General features: G+C 45.8%; 18 protein-coding genes. 3 read left to right on the forward strand and 15 right to left on the reverse strand.

The genetic code is table 11. The annotated features are described in order from the left end of the window. Positions 1-70 precede the first annotated feature (70 nt). Together ISX59_RS03215 and ISX59_RS03220 are read right to left on the reverse strand one after the other, a co-directional pair. Positions 71-1,708, reverse strand: coding sequence for a C69 family dipeptidase (locus ISX59_RS03215; protein ID WP_032530190.1), 1,638 nt, complete (start codon positions 1,706-1,708; stop codon positions 71-73). Positions 1,709-1,778: 70 nt separating this feature from the next. After that, positions 1,779-3,431 (reverse strand): M23 family metallopeptidase, encoded by a 1,653-nt coding sequence (locus ISX59_RS03220; protein WP_032539827.1) that lies wholly within the window; start codon positions 3,429-3,431, stop codon positions 1,779-1,781. A gap of 750 nt (positions 3,432-4,181) precedes the next feature. Here ISX59_RS03220 and ald point away from each other — a divergent pair. Next, positions 4,182-5,291 carry an alanine dehydrogenase gene (ald, locus tag ISX59_RS03225; RefSeq protein WP_220575673.1) on the forward strand — a complete coding sequence of 370 codons (1,110 nt, stop codon included), beginning with the start codon at positions 4,182-4,184 and terminating at the stop codon, positions 5,289-5,291. A 96-nt stretch (positions 5,292-5,387) separates the two neighbouring features. Here the strand turns inward: ald and ISX59_RS03230 are convergent, their stop codons facing one another. From ISX59_RS03230 to ISX59_RS03260, 7 genes are all read right to left on the reverse strand, one after another. After that, complete coding sequence (locus ISX59_RS03230; RefSeq protein WP_032530194.1) at positions 5,388-6,332, reverse strand: nitronate monooxygenase family protein; 945 nt, start codon at positions 6,330-6,332, stop codon at positions 5,388-5,390. A gap of 58 nt (positions 6,333-6,390) precedes the next feature. Then, positions 6,391-7,095, reverse strand: coding sequence for a DUF4858 domain-containing protein (locus ISX59_RS03235; protein WP_005776237.1), 705 nt, complete (start codon positions 7,093-7,095; stop codon positions 6,391-6,393). A 151-nt stretch (positions 7,096-7,246) separates the two neighbouring features. After that, a complete protein-coding gene (locus ISX59_RS03240) occupies positions 7,247-7,759 on the reverse strand; it encodes a DUF4943 family protein (protein ID WP_005819122.1) in 513 nt (170 codons plus the stop codon). Between the two features lie 36 nt (positions 7,760-7,795). After that, positions 7,796-8,836: an outer membrane beta-barrel protein gene (locus ISX59_RS03245; RefSeq protein WP_220575674.1), complete on the reverse strand. Its 1,041-nt coding sequence runs from the start codon at positions 8,834-8,836 to the stop codon at positions 7,796-7,798. Next, positions 8,820-9,371, reverse strand: coding sequence for an RNA polymerase sigma factor (locus ISX59_RS03250; RefSeq protein ID WP_005809497.1), 552 nt, complete (start codon positions 9,369-9,371; stop codon positions 8,820-8,822). The genes ISX59_RS03245 and ISX59_RS03250 overlap by 17 nt, the downstream gene beginning before the upstream one ends. Before the next feature lie 194 nt (positions 9,372-9,565). Continuing rightward, complete coding sequence (nadC, locus tag ISX59_RS03255; RefSeq protein WP_005809499.1) at positions 9,566-10,405, reverse strand: carboxylating nicotinate-nucleotide diphosphorylase; 840 nt, start codon at positions 10,403-10,405, stop codon at positions 9,566-9,568. Then, a complete protein-coding gene (locus ISX59_RS03260; protein ID WP_022011300.1) occupies positions 10,398-10,790 on the reverse strand; it encodes a DUF4783 domain-containing protein in 393 nt (130 codons plus the stop codon). The genes nadC and ISX59_RS03260 overlap by 8 nt, the downstream gene beginning before the upstream one ends. A 96-nt stretch (positions 10,791-10,886) precedes the next feature. Here ISX59_RS03260 and rlmH point away from each other — a divergent pair, with 96 nt between their 5' ends. After that, on the forward strand, positions 10,887-11,360 hold the full coding sequence (gene rlmH / locus ISX59_RS03265; RefSeq protein ID WP_005776229.1) for a 23S rRNA (pseudouridine(1915)-N(3))-methyltransferase RlmH: 474 nt from the start codon (positions 10,887-10,889) through the stop codon (positions 11,358-11,360). Positions 11,361-11,369: 9 nt separating this feature from the next. Here the strand turns inward: rlmH and queF are convergent, their stop codons facing one another. From queF to ISX59_RS03285, 4 genes are all read right to left on the reverse strand, one after another. Beyond that, entirely contained in the window at positions 11,370-11,825 is a 456-nt protein-coding gene (gene queF / locus ISX59_RS03270) for a preQ(1) synthase (protein WP_005776228.1), read from the reverse strand. Positions 11,826-11,839: 14 nt separating this feature from the next. Beyond that, positions 11,840-12,499, reverse strand: coding sequence for a 7-cyano-7-deazaguanine synthase QueC (gene queC / locus ISX59_RS03275; protein ID WP_005809507.1), 660 nt, complete (start codon positions 12,497-12,499; stop codon positions 11,840-11,842). A 40-nt stretch (positions 12,500-12,539) separates the two neighbouring features. Continuing rightward, the gene (locus ISX59_RS03280; protein WP_005776226.1) at positions 12,540-13,220 is read right to left on the reverse strand and encodes a queuosine precursor transporter; all 681 of its coding nucleotides are present in this window, start codon (positions 13,218-13,220) and stop codon (positions 12,540-12,542) included. Between the two features lie 280 nt (positions 13,221-13,500). Further along, positions 13,501-14,004, reverse strand: coding sequence for an RNA polymerase sigma factor (locus ISX59_RS03285; RefSeq protein ID WP_005809512.1), 504 nt, complete (start codon positions 14,002-14,004; stop codon positions 13,501-13,503). Positions 14,005-14,167: 163 nt separating this feature from the next. On the opposite strand from ISX59_RS03285, the gene ISX59_RS03290 reads away from it, so the two are divergent. Beyond that, positions 14,168-15,457, forward strand: coding sequence for a DcaP family trimeric outer membrane transporter (locus tag ISX59_RS03290; RefSeq protein ID WP_220575675.1), 1,290 nt, complete (start codon positions 14,168-14,170; stop codon positions 15,455-15,457). An 88-nt stretch (positions 15,458-15,545) separates the two neighbouring features. Here ISX59_RS03290 and ISX59_RS03295 read toward each other — a convergent pair whose 3' ends face one another. Continuing rightward, positions 15,546-16,697, reverse strand: a complete 1,152-nt coding sequence (locus tag ISX59_RS03295) for a 6-bladed beta-propeller (RefSeq protein WP_032539824.1) — start codon at positions 16,695-16,697, stop codon at positions 15,546-15,548. Between the two features lie 125 nt (positions 16,698-16,822). Then, positions 16,823-18,328: an OmpP1/FadL family transporter gene (locus ISX59_RS03300; protein ID WP_220575676.1), complete on the reverse strand. Its 1,506-nt coding sequence runs from the start codon at positions 18,326-18,328 to the stop codon at positions 16,823-16,825. Positions 18,329-18,421: the final 93 nt, after the last annotated feature.

Below are 18,421 nucleotides of genomic sequence, written 5' to 3' on the forward strand. Positions count from 1 at the left end.
TTCAAAATACAAATGTAAAAGAATAAGTTTGAAATTCCTATCTTTTAGCGAGAAAACTCTCCGGAAGCGTTTATTCAGTCACTTTATAACGTTCGCCGGTTTGCTTCACATATTCCTCAAGGAATTCTTTTGAATAGCCCGGACGTACCACACCGGCGGGTTGGCCGATAGCGTTGCGCTCGAACTTACCGTCCTTCATCTTGCGGATGACACCGTCATTATACTTCACAATGATAAATTCTCCCAGACGTTTCCAGGTGTCGAAAGTGCTTTGCGCCGTCATGTTGGTATAATTGGTCAGAAGCGCCACAGCTGCTTCCGGATTTTTCTCGTACAGCTTAACGGCAGCAGACTCAATCCCCTCCTGCGCCTCGTTGAAGGTGGTTTCAAGTTCATTCTGTGTGGAACGTACATCACCGATCATCAAATCGTAACGGGGATATACCATATTAGCCACCCAGTTGAAAATCCAGAAAGCAGAATTCCAGGAGAAAGTGATGTAATCGGCACCATCCACACGGGTATAGCATACCGGAACTTTGGTAGTACAGCAATATACGGGAGTGAAAACAGTCATGTTCGCATCATCCGTACCGAACCAGAGTACACCGCCTACTGCATCAGGCAGATTGGCACGCATCTGGGCCACAAAAACGAACCCACTCTGTTGTGTAGAAATAGGACGTTCGTTGAAGTATTCCTGATCGCCCACTTTAAAAGTCAGCGGAGAGAGGCGATAAGGTGTTTTATAAGGTCCGGCACCAAAGTCATTGCTGATATCAAGAGCAGTTCCTTCATAATGGTCACGCATGGCATTCTTTACGTCCTGAACTGAAAGTTTGCGTTTCGGTTTCACGAACAAAGGCATCGGTTCGTTGGTCTTTCCCTGGATATAAGGCAGATAAGCCTCACCCTGATCGGTAAACATATTGAAATAGCTCCATACACGGGCCTCGCAAAAACGGCGGGCACCGAAATCAAGCGGCGCATAAGCATCGGCAAAACTGAAATCTTTATTCACTCCGTTGAAATATCCTTTTTCACGGGCAAAGGAAATGACATCGTTGGAGTACATACAGTTTGCCTTGTCATTCATATCAAACTGATGGATACGAGACTGGTTGGCATGTGCCGAGATGCAGTCATCGGGCACACGAACAGCTACCCAGACGGCTCCCCGTATGCCGGGCCCTTTCCCTATCATTTCCATAATCCATATTTCATTAGGATCGGCAATGGTAAATGACTCACCACTGCTATAATATCCATATTCCTGAACCAGCTCAGTCATCACCTTAATGGCTTCACGGGCAGTGCGCGAACGTTGCAGTCCTACGTAAATCAAACTTCCGTAATCGATAATGCCCAGTGTATCTACCAATTCAGGACGGCCGCCAAAGGTAGTTTCACCAATGGTTACCTGAAACTCGTTCATATTGCCGATCACATTATAAGTCTGACGCGCCTGCTCAATCTGTCCCAGATATTTTCCGGTATCCCATTCATGGATATCCATCATCGTACCCTTGGGATAGGTAGCTGCGGGATAATGATATAACTCGCCAAAGAGTCCGTACGAGTCAGCCGAATAGGAAACAATGGTCGAACCGTCGGTAGAAGCATTCTTACCGACAATTAAGTTAGTACAGGCGAAGGTTTCCGCCACTGCCGCAGTCAAGAGAGCGGCAAAGAGAAAGATTCTTTTCATATAATAAATTATTAATATAATATCTTATTCTGTTTTACCCGGATAATCTCCGGTTATTTGGTTTTGAAAGCTACCAGACGAAGGTTTCACGAACCGTTGTCTCGTTCCCGCAATCGTCCGTAGCGGTCATCTCTACCGTATGGCGTCTACCTTTCTTTACATATTCAGGATCGAGTTTACACTCCCAATACGATTTTGTCAGGTTAGGACGTCCGAACAGAGCGAATTTTCCATCAATCGTGCCACGATAAGACCGGATGCCGGTTTCTTTGTCCTTCAGCCGATAAACAATTTTCCCATTACGTCCCCAGACATTTTTGCCCACCGGAATAATTTCGGGAGGCACTGTATCTACTCCTACCGTATAAGTACCCAATTCACGGATACGGGTTTTCATAAATCCACCCTCGTAAGTTCCTCCGGCACTATACATACCACCTTTGGGAGTAACACGAGCCACGTAATATTTCGTTGTATCGGCAACCGGCTGATGACGAAGCCCGATACGCAACTCACAGCCACCGTGCAACGGCACTTTCTCATCATTGAGCTGATAGGTGTAAGCAATTGCCCCGCTGTCGGAACGTACTTCATAATTGAGAGCCACATTGTCGTATAACATCCCCCGGGGGACGGTAAGGGTCAAACCGGGTTCTTGCAAAAAGTTCGTTTTGTCCCAGGCAAAGAAGTACTTCTCCCGATGTTCAGACGGCTTTATCGGCTGTTTTTTTCCACGCACCGTAAAGTGATAGCGGGAAGTGTTGCCAAAAGCGTCTTTCAATTCATATTCGAACTTGTAATCCCGTTCTTCATTGATGGTCACCAATCCACGGTTATCATTCGAAGCCCGGAGCATACGCAGCGTATTGCCCGGATCAATAAATGATTTCATATATTGCCCGTAGGTCCAGGAGTTTATCATCCGGTTCTCATCCGGAGCAAAGCGATCGACCACACTGCGAAACACTTCCGTTCCATCTACCTTGAGCACAACGGTATGCACACCGTAACGGTTGTGAACACCGTCCATGTAATCATAAGCCTTGATACCCGATCCGATCACTCCCCATGCCTCGATGGGACGCGTCCCATTGGGTTGGAAGGTTTGCCGCTCCGAACTGCCTTGCACGATTCCGGTTCCCGGCTGTGGAAACAACATAACGCCCTCAGCCCGGGGAGCAGTGGTATCTTTTATTTTTGATTTGAAAAAAGGCATCGGATCGACAGATTCACCGGTAGCGGTTTCCAGCAAGTCCAGATGCAGGTGCGGTCCGAATGAATAACCCGTATTACCGCTCCAGGCTATCTGTTGTCCCGCCTTTACCGGATATTCCCCCGGTTCGGGAACAATCTCTACTTCCCAATCTTCTTTTTCGTATTGAAGCTTCTTCACTCTTCGGGCAATGTCCGGCATAAATCCGCTCAAGTGCCGGTTAATAGTTGTATAACCGTTATTATATACCACATCGAGTACATGTCCCGAACCATTGGTGACACGAATACGTGAGATGTATCCGTCGGCCAGCGCGCGCACCGGTTTACCGACAACTCCCTGAGTCTTAAAGTCAAGACCGCCATGAAAATGATTGGCACGAATTTCTCCGAAATTACCGCTCAGAGTCAGTGTAAAGTCAAATGGAGGAACAAAAGCAGCCTGCTTCACATCTTGAGAATGTCCCTGAATGCTGCAGGCAAGCATCAGAGCAACTATATACTGTTTCATGTAGTTTGCTTAAAAATGGAATCTTTGCAAAAATACATTATTCCTGCCATATCAGAAAACAGAAAGATGGATTTTATTCCTGCCTGCCACGGCTCTTTATACCCCGCCTTCCTCTCATACAAAAAATACGTTTCGATCTTCCATCTTCCACCTTTTAGAATGCATATCGTTGATTATAAGATGTATAGATTGGTGGAAGATGCGGTTTTTATGCCATTTATCTTCCACCCCCATCTTCCATCTTCCACCCGCTGTTTTAGGGAGCATTTTAGTAGTAACTATTTGGGAAACAAATGGATATATCCAATTTCTTATCCGTTAATCTCTCTAAAAGCATTTCATTTCCCTTACTTTCTTTAGTGCAAATGGTCGGATCCTTATCTCAGCCCGGGCATGCGGACTCATCGGCCCGGGTATGCGGGCTCATCAGCCCGGGCATGTGGGCTCATCAGCCCGGGTATGCGGGCTGGGATAAAGAGTTGTATGACATTGGTTAATCTACTACACTTCTCCGGTAATAGCCGGCCGGATTCTTTCTTAAAAAAGAAACAACGAAGCACTGCTTCCGCATCGCTGTGTGCGAATGGAAGGTTTTGTGGGGGGGGAACAAGGGAGGAAGGCGGTTGTTAAATGAAAGAGCCGTACCTGCACCTCTACTATCATTCTGCTGTAAAACATCCGTATAAGGATAACAACATAAGCAGAATTTTCTTACATTGTGCCATGTTTAACCCTTAATAGAGTAACGTTATGATTATCGGAGTACCTAAGGAGATTAAGAACAACGAGAACCGGGTGGGCATGACGCCCTCGGGAGTTGCCGAATTAGTGAAACGCGGACATACTGTATACATACAGCACACCGCAGGAGAGAACAGTGGTTTTCCGGACGAGGCATATATAGCCGCAGGAGCGCAGATCCTGCCCACTATGGAAGAGACGTATGCCGCAGCCCAGATGATAGTGAAAGTGAAAGAACCTATCGCACCGGAATACAAGCTGATCCGCAAGGGACAGTTGCTGTTCACTTACTTCCATTTTGCCTCCGATAAAGAACTGACTCTTGCCATGATAGAAAACGGCTCGATTTGCCTTGCTTACGAAACGGTAGAAAAAGCTGACCATTCTTTACCCTTATTGATTCCTATGAGTGAGGTAGCCGGACGCATGGCTATACAGGAAGGCGCCCGTTTCCTGGAAAAGCCGCAAGGTGGAAAAGGTATTCTGCTGGGAGGTGTACCGGGTGTGAAGCCTGCCAAAGTATTAATTCTCGGCGGAGGCATCGTAGGCAGCAATGCAGCCCAGATGGCAGCCGGACTGGGAGCAGATGTCACAATTGCAGATATCAACCTGGCCCGTCTTCGTTATTTGAGTGAAACACTGCCCAAAAATGTAAAAACCTTATATGCTTCGGAACTGAGGCTGAAGAAAGAGTTGCCGGACGTAGACCTTGTAATAGGCTCGGTCTTGATTCTGGGAGACAAGGCTCCGCACCTGATCACCCGCAGTATGCTGAAGATGCTGCAACCGGGTACAGTATTAGTGGATGTAGCTATCGACCAGGGAGGATGTTTCGAAACTTCGCACCCCACTACCCATAGTGAACCGACGTATGTGGTCGATGGAATCGTACATTATGCCGTAGCCAATATTCCGGGAGCAGTGCCTTACACTTCTACATTGGCACTGACCAATGCCACTCTGCCTTATGTAACAGCACTGGCAGGAAAGGGGTGGAAACAAGCATGCAAAGAAGATCCGGCACTGGCTTTGGGATTAAATGTGGTAGAAGGGAAAGTGGTATATAAAGCAATAGCTGAGGTATTCGGGCTTAAATACGAGCAATTGAATTTAGAATAACAAGTAATACCACGGAGTAACACAGTTTCACGGAGCAGAATCATAAAAAGAAGAACTCCGTAAGATTCTGTGTTACCCTGTGGTGGAATGATCCGTTTATAACAAAAAAGAAGATACCTTGTCCGAAGCTCTGCGGTATCCCTCCAACAATTCTTTCATTACCTCGTCCACACTTTGCCTGCGGCGGAACAGAGCAGCCACCTGCCCTATCTCAAGCTCTCCTTCTTCCAGATCACCTTCGAAGATGCCTTTCTTGGCGCGTCCTCTGCCCAAAAGTTCACGAAGTTCTTCGGCAGAAGCTCCCCGCGCCTCAGCCACTTCCACCTTATCACGGAACGAATTGGTCACAAGACGGGTAGGCGCCAGTTTCTTCAGCAATAATTTGGTATCGCCTTCGTTCAACCGCAAACAATATTCCTTGAAAATATCACTTGCCGAACTTTCATCCGTCAGAGCAAAACGAGTACCTATCTGAACTCCTTCGGCCCCTAACGCCATCGTGGCGAAGATGGCCTCACCGGTACCAATCCCTCCGGCCGCAATCAAAGGTAAAGTAGTGGCTTCACGCACTGCAGGAATCAGACAAAGCGTCGTTGTCTCCTCCCGGCCATTATGCCCGCCGGCTTCAAAACCCTCAGCTACCACGGCATCGACTCCCGCCTCTTCGCATTTCATGGCAAACTTAGAAGAAGAAACGACATGTGCCACCGTGATGTCACGCTCTTTCAGCCAGCCGGTCCATGTCTTCGGGTTTCCGGCAGAGGTAAATACGATTTTAACCCCTTCTTCCACAATGATATTCATGATCTCCTCTATCTGGGGATACATCAAAGGAATATTTACCCCAAAAGGTCTGTCTGTGGCTGCACGGCATTTACGAATATGTTCACGCAAAATATCGGGATACATCGAGCCGGAGCCTATCAACCCCAAACCACCCGCATTACTGACAGCCGAAGCAAGCCTCCAGCCACTACACCACACCATACCGCCCTGAATAATGGGATACTGAATACCGAAAAGAGAAGAAATTCTGTTCATAGTCATATCGTTTTTGAAAAAAGAAGGCAAGAATCCCCCTATTTATCTTTTAACAAATTCAATGTATAATCGGTTCAGGAAGCAACACCGTTGTCGAATCACCATACGCTTTCAGAACTTCCAGTGTACGCGCCCTCCGTTCACGTCCTTTTTTGTCCCAGAAATCTTTTGTGAAAATAGTCATCAGGTCAAGACCTCCGATAGTGCCTCCACTCACGGTTACTCCACTTTTGCCAAGCTTCATGGCAGAGGTATGCACCATGCTCTGCGTAGTCACCATCCTGCCATTGGCACGTTCGCCAAACAGATTATGCCGCAACCCACTGGAACGGATTTCCTCGTATGAACTGCGGATACCTTTATCGTATACATTCTTAGCCCAGTTGGAAGGAACGGTCTCATAAAACTCAACAAACGGATCTCCCCGCCACGTATCGGCATCCACCTGTATCTTTTTTTGGTAAATAGGGTCCCAGTTATATTTGGTATTGGCCGTATAAGGCCGGAGAGTCAACACAATTTTCTTTCTATCAAGCACTTGTGGAAGCGTCTCGTCCAATTTCAGACCGGGCTTCTCCTTCGACATTTTGGGAGCACCCGGCAAGCTGTTGAAATCAATCTGTTTCACAGCATCCATATTCAGCTTGATATCCTCTTGGCCGTTCAGGATGCGTTGCAGATTCAATGAATCCTTCGCAGTCCATTGGGCACGGGCTATCAGGACCATCGGACATAACCATATAAACAATATCAAACGCTTCATTCTTCTACACTTATTTAATAAGATGAAAGTACCTGCTTCGCATGTTCCTGTCTTTGAATTCCTTTACGTGGCTGTTCATCGGGCATAAAGGATCACTGCCGCCCCTGAAGACAGCGCCAGAAAGTCGATACGTTTCATCTGATTTAGTTTTTTACCACCAACGGTATCCACTCCCGCAAAGGGGCTCGTCAAAGCATGCGTCAATGGTCCATGCCGTACGAGGATACTGCCTGTTTTCCCACCAGCGACGATACCGTGCAGCAGCATCAAGTAACTCTTCATCGGTCAGGAAATAGATGCCCTCGTAGTTCTCGGCATTGGCTCTCACCATTTTGCAGCCAAACGACGCATAATGCCCTAACCGAATGGTTTCTACGATCCACAACATGCACTCGCCCAACCGGACCTTACCGCTATAGTAAGCAGATACCGGCGGAAGCGGAAAAGAAGCAACCTGAGTCAGGTCTTCTGCATAATTCAGCAATGCCGGAATATCCTTCTCCGTAAATTTAGGCACTTCTACAAAGCCCTTCGGGCTCTTGGTATTATAGTTCCCCGCTTTGAGTTGCCTTACGAAAAGGTCTACATCCGGGTTATTGTAATCTAATGTCTCTTCGCTGCAACTTACACAAGTAAGCAATGATAAAACAACCGTGAGCAGCATAAAAAATGTTTTTTTCATAACGTCCGTACTAAATGGTTAATAGGTCATGCGCAGACCGCAAATCAGGTTAAAATTCGTAGGCCGTGCCGAACGTACTGTTTCCAGCTTGGAGTCTGTCTTGAAATGGTGCGACACTCCCGGTTCGGCAAATAAAGCCAGTTTATCATTAATTTTATAGTTCACTCCCACTCCTGCGGTAAGGGCCAGTTGCACAGGCTCCTGTTTGAAGCTGTTATCGGGTGCTCCCGCTATGCACTTATCCGCAACTCCACCTACAGAAGCATATATATCCAACTTCGGCATTTCCGCAAGTGTCACGTTCAGTTTTACGGGAATTCCCAGATAATGCAAGTTCTGTCCGGCACGCAAACTGGAATATAATAAACCGGTTTCTACGGCTAAATGTTTATTTATTTTTTTCTCTACCGTCAGACCGACCATAACAGGCATCTTATATTTACCATCTCCGGCAGGCAATGCGGTACCGACTGCCGCCTTTACAGCCCATGTCCGGGCTTTAGCGGTCATAGCCGTATAATCGGAAGACGGGGATTCATCAGCAGAATTTACTAAGGTCTGTCCATCTCCGCCAGCCTGCCAATAGTTTTTATCCGGATGATTATTTTGTCCCCTGCGTGTAGTCGTTGCAGAGAAGCTGAATGACATGGAAACCGTAACCGAAACCGAATCATCATCTTCGTCCTGATATTGGGCCAGAGTACCGAAACGCTTAGGCGTCGGTTTACTCAAAACAGGCTCGGAATGTACGGGAGTGAAATCCTGTTTCACCACGTCACCATCCAGGTGAGTCGCATTTCCACTGACAACCGCTACCTGGGTAAAGGCTTCTTCTATCTCCTCTTTCGGAGAGAAGAACCAAAAAGCAGCCGATGAAGCAGCCAGTACCAGCAGTACGGAAGCGGCTGCCGCTACGCGGAAGAAAAACACCTTCCGACGATGGCAACGCACCATCACATCAGAATTCAGTTCTTCCCAGAAACCGTCCCGCACAGTCATCTCGGCATTGCCGAGACGGGAACGGAACAGATCGGTTATTTCATCATTTTCTCTCTTCATGATTTCTATATTCTTTAATCCTTTTTGCCAATAAAAACTTTGCACGGTGCAACTGCGAAGTGGATGAATGCTCCTTGATACCCAACATTTCGGCTATCTCTTTGTGAGACTTTTCCTCAAACACGTAAAGGTTAAAAACCGTCCGGCAGCCATCGGGCAAGTCTGCGACAAACTTCATCAACTGTTCTTCGGATATCGGTCCTGCCTCCCCTCCTTCCGGAAGATCGGGAATATCAGGAAGCTGATCCTCGTGTATCACCAACTGACTGATCCGTTTTTGCCTTCGCAGGTAATCCAGTGCCTGAGTCACCATCACCCGGGTCACCCACGTTCCGAGCGAAGACTCACCACGAAACGAGAAGTTGGTGAATATTTTGATGAAACCGTCATGCAGTACATCGTGCGCCGCTTCCATATCGCCCGTATAGCGGAAACATACCGCCAGCAATTGCCTCGAGTATAGGGTATAAAGTTCCTTACGGGCCGAATCCTTTCCTGCCCGACAGCCCTTTATCAGTTCTATCTCGTTTTCCAATGTCAATTGTCTTTTTAAAATCGAACGTATGTCTGCGTCGTTTGTCTATTAGACGCAAGGATGCAACGAATGCTGCAAACAATAGTGCAAAAAGAAGTTAAAGAAACAATAAACGATGAATAGGCCTTTGCATCAATGCGTAGCCTGTTCATCGTTTATCGCTTAAGAACGTTTATCGCCGACCGTTCAAAATGTCAGCATGCCTTGAAACTCATATCGAGTCCCTTTACCGAATGGGTAAGGGCACCTACCGAAATAAAGTCTACACCACACTCGGCATAGTCACGGAGTGTATCGAACGTGATACCACCGGACGATTCGGTCTCATATTTTCCGCCGATCATCTCGACAGCTATCTTTGTATTTTCGGGAGTGAAGTTATCGAACATGATGCGGTCTACCCCACCGATATTCAACACCTGCTGAAGTTCGTCAAAATTGCGCACTTCGATTTCAATCTTGAGGTCTTTTCCTTTTTCCTTGCAATATTCTTTAGCGCGGTTGATGGCCTTATCAATGCCACCGGCAAAGTCCACGTGATTATCTTTCAGAAGAATCATATCGAAAAGTCCGATACGGTGGTTGACACCCCCGCCAATCTTTACCGCCGCTTTCTCAAGCATACGGAGTCCCGGAGTAGTCTTACGGGTATCCAACACACGTGTTTTGGTGCCTTCCAGCTGCTTCACGTATTTGCGTGTCATAGTGGCAATGCCGCTCATACGCTGCATCACGTTCAGCATCAGACGTTCTGTCTGAAGCAGAGACTGAATTTTACCTTCCACAACCATTGCCACATCACCCGGCTTCACTTCGGCACCGTCGTTGATAAACACCTCAACCTTCATAGTCGGGTCGAAACGGTGAAATATTTCTTTGGCAATTTCGATACCGGCCAATACACCGGCTTCTTTAATCAAAAGTTTCGATTTTCCCATTGCAGTGGCGGGAATACAGGAAAGTGTTGTGTGGTCGCCATCACCTATGTCTTCGGCAAAGGCCAGATCAATCAGTCTGTCTATTAACTCATTCATTGGTTTTATCTATTCTTATTTGATTTATAAAATATTTGTTTTGTACCCTGCGGAAAAAACAGTTCACCCGGAAATTGCCGTTAGCAGTGGTCAGGGTACCGATAATAAAACTCGACTCCTCTCGCTTACCTTCGTGATTTACATTAAAACCACTCACCTTGTTGCTATTAAAGAAAGAAGCAAGTGTTGCTTCAGCAGTCTGTTTGTCGACGCTTGTCGAGCGATTCTGAATTACCAGATCCACCTTCTCTCCCAAATACTTGTTCAGCTCTTGGGAGTTTCCTTTCTTAAACGCCACGACCACGCCCACCGGTATGTCCTGTGCGAAGAGCGAAGTTACAGCGAATACGAGTCCGGCCATCCATAAAAGTACCCGTTTTTTCATAATCACAAGTATTATCGATACGCAAAGGTAAGTATTTAATGCTAAAAACAACATTTTTTTCTTATTTTTGTGCAATAAACAAGAGTTTGCACTTGAATGAAAACAACCCTTATCGTCGTAGGACGGACTGTAGAGCAGCATTATATCACTGCAATTAACGATTACATAGAGCGTACTAAACACTTCATTTCTTTCGATATGGAGGTGATTCCCGAACTGAAAAACACGAAAAGCCTCACCCCGGAACAACAAAAGGAGAAGGAAGGCGAACTGATAGGCAAAGCCCTCCAACCGGGAGACGTGGTAGTGTTGCTGGACGAGCACGGAAAAGAGATGCGTTCGGTGGAATTTGCACGCTGGATGGAGAAGAAGCTGGTAAACGTCAACAAACGCCTGGTATTTATCATAGGAGGACCTTACGGATTTTCACAAAAGGTATATGATGCGGCACACGAAAAGATATCCATGTCGAAAATGACTTTTTCGCACCAGATGATCCGCCTGATCTTTGTAGAACAGATGTATAGGGCCATGACCATACTGAACGGCGGGCCCTATCACCATGAATAGGGTTATCCCCTATTCATGATTCATCAACCGCCGGGCAGCCATCTCTTCATATTTCGTTCCGGGGCGACCATAGTTGGCATACGGATAAATCGAAATACCGCCGCGGGGTGTAAAGATACCGGTCACTTCAATGTATTTGGGATCCATCAGACGGATCAGGTCTTTCATTATGATATTCACGCAATCTTCATGAAAAGCACCGTGATTGCGGAAGCTAAACAGATATAGCTTAAGGCTCTTGCTCTCCACCATCTTCACATCGGGCAGGTAACTGATACGTATTTCGGCAAAATCCGGTTGTCCCGTTATGGGGCACAAGCTGGTAAACTCCGGACAATTGAAACGTACCCAATAATCGTTCTCAGGATGCTTGTTATCGAAGGATTCCAATACTTCGGGAGCATAATCCTGCTTATATTCGGTCTTTCTTCCCAGTAAAGAAAGCTGGTCTTTCAGTTCAGTCATAATCTATTAATCATTTAACGGTTTCTTTTACTTAAATACTCTTCCAGCCCCTGTTTCCGCAATTTGCATGCCGGGCAGTGTCCGCACCCGTCGGCAGGAATCCCGTTGTAACAGGTCAGCGTCTCGTTCCGTACAAGATCGAATACGCCGAGTTCGTCCGCCAATGCCCAGGTTTCGGCTTTATCGATCCACATCAACGGTGTATGGATAACAAACTGTTCGTCCATCGCCAGATTCAGAGTGACATTCAACGACTTGATAAACGAGTCGCGGCAATCGGGATAACCACTATAATCGGTCTGCGAAACTCCGGTAACCAAGTGGAAAGCTCCCTGTTCACGGGCAAAGACAGCGGCAATACTCAGAAAAAACAGGTTACGTCCCGGAACAAAGGTGTTCGGGAACGAATCTTCCGGCTTGTCTTCGTCCATCGAGATGCTGGTATCCGTCAACGAATTGCTTCCAAGGCTCCCGATAAAAGAGGTGTCCATCACATGAAACTCCACTCCTGCCCTTTCGGCTATTCCCCGGGCCAGTTCTACCTCGTGTGCATGTTTCTGTCCGTACAGGAAACTAAGCGCATATACTTTGCTGAAATGTTTCTTCGCCCAGAAGAGACACGTTGTAGAGTCCTGTCCGCCACTGAACAGAACTACTGCTGAATCATTTTTCATCATTTATTTTCTTGAAAAAAGTGTTTTTAAGTTCTCCTTATTATATATCCTTTACCTTAAGTACATTATAGGAGATGTCGGTATCATAAACATCGCTCCCGTCAATTCTCTTAACGGCTTTCACGACACGGATGGTGATCGGAAGGATAATCACTTCGTAAAGGGACTTCAGCACAATCTGAGTGCCCATCATCACCAACAACTCGGGCCAGGCAATCAGTCCGCCGAATGCGATGGGAAAGAAGATCAGTGAATCGGCCGTTTCTCCCACTACCGTAGACCAGATGGCACGGGCAGAAAAATTACGTCCGCCACTGGCCACTTTCATTTTACTCATGACATAGGCATTGAGAAACGAACCGACCAGAAAGGCCAACAGACTGGCTACAACAATGCGGGGAGCCATGCCGAACACAAAATCAAAATGCTGTTCGCCTTCCCAGAAAGGTGCTGCGGGCAACGCCACGGCAATCAGCCCGAGGCCTACCACAAAGAAGTTCATGGCAAATCCGCTCCAAATAATCAGACGGGCCTTTTTAAATCCCCATACTTCGGCTATACAGTCATTGATAATATAGGATATGGGAAACACCAGCAATCCGGCAGTAACAGTGATACTGCCAACCTGAATCACTTTGGTTTCGAGAAGGTTTGCTGCAATCAGGCAGACGTTGAACAGAATGCCGAGCAACATGAAGGGTATAGATACTTTTTCTTTCATAATTCCTGTTTTTTACGTGGTGTTCTAGAATACACGACCGCTATTCACGGCATCATACGTTTACGGGCAGCAAAGGTAGCAATTCTTTTTTAATCGACAAAATAACAATATATGTAACGGGGCATTACATATATTGTTATCGCGATAACATATAATGTAATGCCCCGTCCGGGTACAACATAACAAACACTTAACACACTATTCTTTTTACTCTTGTCACAGAGTTGCAAAAGCCCATTCATACTTCCGGAAAATCCGGCATCGATCTTAATAAGCGCTCTTACGAGAAGTCTTTCAAATCCTGCTGTAATCTTTTGCGGATCAGGAACAGACGGCTCTTGATAGTCCCTACCGGCAAATCCATCTTCTCAGCTATCTCACGATACTTGAATCCGGCAACAAACATCAGGAAAGGCTTCTTCAACTCTTCGGGAACGGCATTAATCACCTTATAGAGTTCCTTCAGATCGTAAATTGTTTCAAAGCGGTTGCCGTCCTCACCTTCCGTCATGGTTTGCGCATAGAGATTATAGGTGGAATCGGTCATATCCACTTCACGTAACGACTTACGGTAATTATTGATAAAGATATTGCGCATGATGGTATACATCCATCCCTTGAAATTCTGGGTATGCACAAATTTTTCTTTGTTGTCCAATGCCTTCAACAGACAATCCTGTACCAGATCATTGGCCGACTCCCGGTCAGCAGTCAGTTTATAGGCAAAATGTTCCAGTTCGGGCTGCATAGCCACTATCTTATGGGTAATATTCATCTTTTCCATTGCTCTTCTTTCTTTCTGATTATCGAATATGCAAAGATTCGCATTTTAAACGGTCTGTCCTATAGCAATTCTTCCGCATAATTTGGCGATTTTTCCCTCGGCCCTTCAACCATTTCCCATTTAAGTTGTTCAATAGGGCAATTCACTTAAAACTTAACTTATAATGAAAACATTTTTTAGATCTGTAGCTATGCTACTCGGATTGGGACTCTTGCCTGTAGCGGCACATGCCCAGAAAAAAGTAATCATCGAAGATGAAGAACCGAACTCCGTGATGTTTGTATCGACCGACAAAGCCGGAGACGAGATTATCCGGATCATGAACGAGACGCGTCTTCCGCGTTTCCAGGAACCGAAGGCTCCACGCTTCGTACTGACCGACCGGCAAGGAAAGTTCGCACTGGGTATCGGCGGATATGTACGGGCAACCGCCGAATATGACTTCGGGGGAATTGTGAAAGATGTAGACTTCTATCCGGCGCTGATTCCTAATAAAAGCTCTGCCGACCGTGCACGCAATCAGTTCCAGATGGATATCAGCACTTCGACTCTTTTCCTGAAACTGGTGGGACATACCAAACGTCTGGGTGACTTCGTGGTTTATACTGCTGCAAACTTCCGTGGAGACGGAAAGACTTTCGAGTTGCAGAATGCTTATGCTACCTTCCTCGGCTTTACTCTGGGATACAGCTATGGTAACTTTATGGACCTTGCCGCCCTGCCTCCTACCATCGACTTTGCAGGCCCTAACGGCTCGGCTTTCTATCGAACCACTCAATTGAGCTATATGTGTGACAAGCTGAAGAACTGGAAATTCGGCGTCGGTGTCAAAATGCCATCGGTAGACGGTACCACGAATCAGTATCTCACCATCAACACCCAGCGTATGCCCGACTTCACTGCCTCAGCACAGTATAACTGGAATGCCAACAGCCACCTGAAGTTAGCTGCCATCGTTCGCAGCATGACTTATTCAAGTTCCGTAGACAATAAGGCGCACTCAAAAGCCGGATACGGACTTCAAGCTTCGACTTCCTTCAACGTAACTCCGAAATGGCAAGTATACGGACAGGTGAATTACGGAAGGGGTATCGGACAATATCTGAACGACTTGAGCAACCTGAATGTGGATATTGTTCCTAACCCGGAAAAAGAAGGGCGCATGCAGACGCTCCCCATGTTGGGATGGTTCGCCGGATTGCAATACAACATCAGCAAAGATGTATTTGTATCGGGCACTTACAGTTTGTCACGCCTCTACTCGGAACACACGTATCCAAGCGATGTACCCGATATGTACCGGAAGGGCCAATATCTGGTGGCTAACCTGTTTTGGAACGTAACCAGCAACTTACAGGTAGGCGCCGAATATCTGAGAGGATGGCGTACGGACTTCAGTAGCAATACCCGTCATGCCAACCGCATGAACGCATTGGTACAATATTCGTTCTAACTTTTTATAAATCTCTCTGAACTCTAACGTAAAAAAAGTCCAAGGACGAACCCAGCCCCGTCTCTGTTATTACCCTACGGAGATGGGGCTAAAAATAAAATTTCACCACACAGGGATTATCATCTTCCACTCTTTTACTTAATGCCCGATATTCTCCCTCGGGAAGTATACTCTTATAATTTTCCAACTCCTCGGTCGGAACGATGCAAAGCATAAAGTCCTCAGTCACCACCTCCGGGCTGATCCGGATGCCCTCCCGTGTCTTCTCAAAATAAAAAACAACTCCATCCTTTTTGCGATAAAGAAGATTTGTAAGTTTCCTTTGGGGATAGGATGACATACTGAATAATTGCGCATAGTAGTATTTATCCGTCTGATATTGCTTGGTGAAATTAAAGGCTATCTTACCCGTTTTACGGTATTCCCTCAGCCGTTCTTCCTCTTCCTTGCGTGTATCCGGCCCTGAATTAAAATGATACTGCTCTATATTTATATTCTGTTCTCCCATATCCCAGCGATAAGCTACACGAAGGCTATCCCGTGTGATTTCGTAAACTTCTTCATAAAACGTAGGAGAAAAGTAGGCTTTACCCTGATAAGAATAAAATACATCCCAACAAGCCCAGTTCAGACAGAAGTGATCAGACCAGAACTCATTGATCAACTTCGCCGAATCGGGCTCCAACCGCATGACGCAAGCCCCGTCATCTTTGTTCAGTGCCGACCACGTCAACAGGTCACCGCCCGGAGTCAATCCTATCTTCTGGAAGTTTATCTTCTCCGGCAGTATCTTTTTATCTATAAACGAACCGTCCAGCCGATAGGTATACATCGAACCGAAAGGAGACAGCATATACACCAGTTTTCGTTGGTCATTAATGACTGCATCATAAATCTGTGAATATTCACCGGGACCTTGCCCTACTCTCCCGATAGAACGGAGATAGTTCCCTTTTTTATCAAAAGCCATCAACGTGATATGCCTGAAAGTAGGATAATCCTGAGTCAATATATAAGTAGTATCTCCGGAAACAAGCACTCTCAAAATTGTGGCCAGCAGGCAACTGTCCGAGGTTTCCAACGGAATCACTTCAACTTTAGAAAACAGTTCGGAAACGGAAACAGGAGTTTCTTTCAGCTCCACTTTCAGAATATCGGGCTCTTTCACGGGATTAGTCCGGCTGCAAGAAACGCATGCAAAGCTCAATGCAGCAAAGAAAAGAAAAAATGTGTCTCTCATATCTTTCGGGATTAGAACACAAAGATAATCTTAATATAGGAGGTTAAATGAAAAAGGACCGGATTATTTGAGTAATCCGATCCTTCTTGAGAGTTATATTAATAAAGATTAGTAGAAGCCTTGTATCAGAACTTATAGTCGAGACCGATACCGAATACTTTATTGGTACGAGTAAAGACATCCTTTCCGGAGATTCCTGTACCTCCATAATTAGGAGTCTCTTTGGTATATTTATCGTAATCAGTCCAGAAATAAGCAACGTTCAGTTTCAGGTTCTTCGTAATGTCGAATCCGGCACCAAAACCGTATGAATAAGAACTAACTGCAAAACTCATATCGCTCTGGTAATTATCACCTACACCATATTTGGTACGTTGCATACCGGCACTTACCTGGGCCCATTTACAAACATCCCATTCGATACCACCCAAATATTCGTTAGTACCTTGTTTGATGAAATGCTGTTTACCCATAGTCTGGCCGGTCACAGGATCTTTAGCATCGGCCATACGTGCACTGGTATCAAAGAAATGATGATAACCAACTGAAGCACGAAGTACCGGAAGAATTTCATAAGAAACACCTACTGTCAACAAAGCCGGAATATCGTGCGGAGTATTTACTCCATTCGCAAACAGCCCTGTATTATCTATACGAGTCTTGTTCTCTACATTCAGTTTGGTGTTGAACTCATATTTTACACCAATGTTCCACTTATTCATCTTAAAGTCCAAGCCCAAAATAGGAGTTACCCCCCAACCTGTCTGGTCGCAGTCCAACTCTTTATCAGCCGTCAATTCTGCAACACCGGTCGCTTTCTTTGCGATAGCATCATATTTTGCATAATTAACCATATCATTCGCTGCCAGATAAGCATCTGCAGCTGTTCTGGCTTGCTTGGCATAATCACTGAAATATTTGTTCACATTTACCATTTCCCCTCCACCGATATTAGCTTCAATGTTACGAATATGTCCTTCATATCCATTGCTTACGTAATTCATACGTACACCGGCAAATGCAGACAAGTAATCGGTGATTTTATAAGATGCTCCCAGTTGAAGACCAAAAATCATCTGCTTACCACGCATATAGCTGTCAACCGAGTATTTATTGGTACCTTCAAAGATATTAATCGGCAGAATGCCTCCGTCTACCATTTCTTTACCGGCAGCTACCATCATTCCGGGCACTACAGATACCAATGACTCGAATGAACCCAATCCCTCATTAAAGGTAGCCTTACCACCACCACCGGTTACTGCAAAATTCCCGGAGAATGCCCACTTATCCTTCTTATATACTGCAAATACACTGGGGATGAACGGAGCCGAAGCTTCACCTTTATATACTTTTGTAGCGTTTCCGCCAAAGCCTGCAAACGGAGCGAAAGTAGAAGTGATGGTTCTTGTCTGGAAAGCACTCTGTCCGTTGAGAGACAGATGAAAACCATCTTCCATGAAGGCGACACCTGCCGGATTGGAATATACTGCGTCAATTTGTGTAGAAGCATCACGAGCCAACATTCTCAAAAACAATACGTGCTGATTGGTATTTGTCAGGAGACCTCCCGCAAAAGTTGAAGTTGAAACGATTAGCAACCCGATGCTAATCAAGAATAATTTTCTCATCTAAATCTTTTTTAAGTTATTTCGGGCGCAAAGGTACAATAATATTGCACATGACGAATATTTTTGTGCATCTAATTACGTTTTCACCAACAA

This window comes from Bacteroides sp. FSHCM14E1, from assembly GCF_019633785.1.
In the GTDB taxonomy this organism is placed as follows: Bacteria; Bacteroidota; Bacteroidia; order Bacteroidales; family Bacteroidaceae; genus Bacteroides; species Bacteroides hominis.

Excerpts from the sequence above, each read along its gene's own strand:
- ISX59_RS03285 (WP_005809512.1), bottom strand. The coding sequence starts at position 14,004 with ATGGAAAAGATGAATATTACCCATAAGATAGTGGCTATGCAGCCCGAA.
- ISX59_RS03245 (WP_220575674.1), bottom strand. The coding sequence starts at position 8,836 with ATGAAGAGAGAAAATGATGAAATAACCGATCTGTTCCGTTCCCGTCTC.
- ISX59_RS03215 (WP_032530190.1), bottom strand. The coding sequence starts at position 1,708 with ATGAAAAGAATCTTTCTCTTTGCCGCTCTCTTGACTGCGGCAGTGGCG.
- ISX59_RS03220 (WP_032539827.1), bottom strand. The coding sequence starts at position 3,431 with ATGAAACAGTATATAGTTGCTCTGATGCTTGCCTGCAGCATTCAGGGA.
- ISX59_RS03300 (WP_220575676.1), bottom strand. The coding sequence starts at position 18,328 with ATGAGAAAATTATTCTTGATTAGCATCGGGTTGCTAATCGTTTCAACT.
- ISX59_RS03290 (WP_220575675.1), top strand. The coding sequence starts at position 14,168 with ATGAAAACATTTTTTAGATCTGTAGCTATGCTACTCGGATTGGGACTC.
- nadC (WP_005809499.1), bottom strand. The coding sequence starts at position 10,405 with ATGAATGAGTTAATAGACAGACTGATTGATCTGGCCTTTGCCGAAGAC.
- ISX59_RS03295 (WP_032539824.1), bottom strand. The coding sequence starts at position 16,697 with ATGAGAGACACATTTTTTCTTTTCTTTGCTGCATTGAGCTTTGCATGC.
- ISX59_RS03260 (WP_022011300.1), bottom strand. The coding sequence starts at position 10,790 with ATGAAAAAACGGGTACTTTTATGGATGGCCGGACTCGTATTCGCTGTA.
- queF (WP_005776228.1), bottom strand. The coding sequence starts at position 11,825 with ATGACTGAACTGAAAGACCAGCTTTCTTTACTGGGAAGAAAGACCGAA.
- ISX59_RS03280 (WP_005776226.1), bottom strand. The coding sequence starts at position 13,220 with ATGAAAGAAAAAGTATCTATACCCTTCATGTTGCTCGGCATTCTGTTC.
- ald (WP_220575673.1), top strand. The coding sequence starts at position 4,182 with ATGATTATCGGAGTACCTAAGGAGATTAAGAACAACGAGAACCGGGTG.
- ISX59_RS03235 (WP_005776237.1), bottom strand. The coding sequence starts at position 7,095 with ATGAAGCGTTTGATATTGTTTATATGGTTATGTCCGATGGTCCTGATA.
- ISX59_RS03240 (WP_005819122.1), bottom strand. The coding sequence starts at position 7,759 with ATGCTGCTCACGGTTGTTTTATCATTGCTTACTTGTGTAAGTTGCAGC.
- rlmH (WP_005776229.1), top strand. The coding sequence starts at position 10,887 with ATGAAAACAACCCTTATCGTCGTAGGACGGACTGTAGAGCAGCATTAT.
- queC (WP_005809507.1), bottom strand. The coding sequence starts at position 12,499 with ATGAAAAATGATTCAGCAGTAGTTCTGTTCAGTGGCGGACAGGACTCT.
- ISX59_RS03230 (WP_032530194.1), bottom strand. The coding sequence starts at position 6,332 with ATGAACAGAATTTCTTCTCTTTTCGGTATTCAGTATCCCATTATTCAG.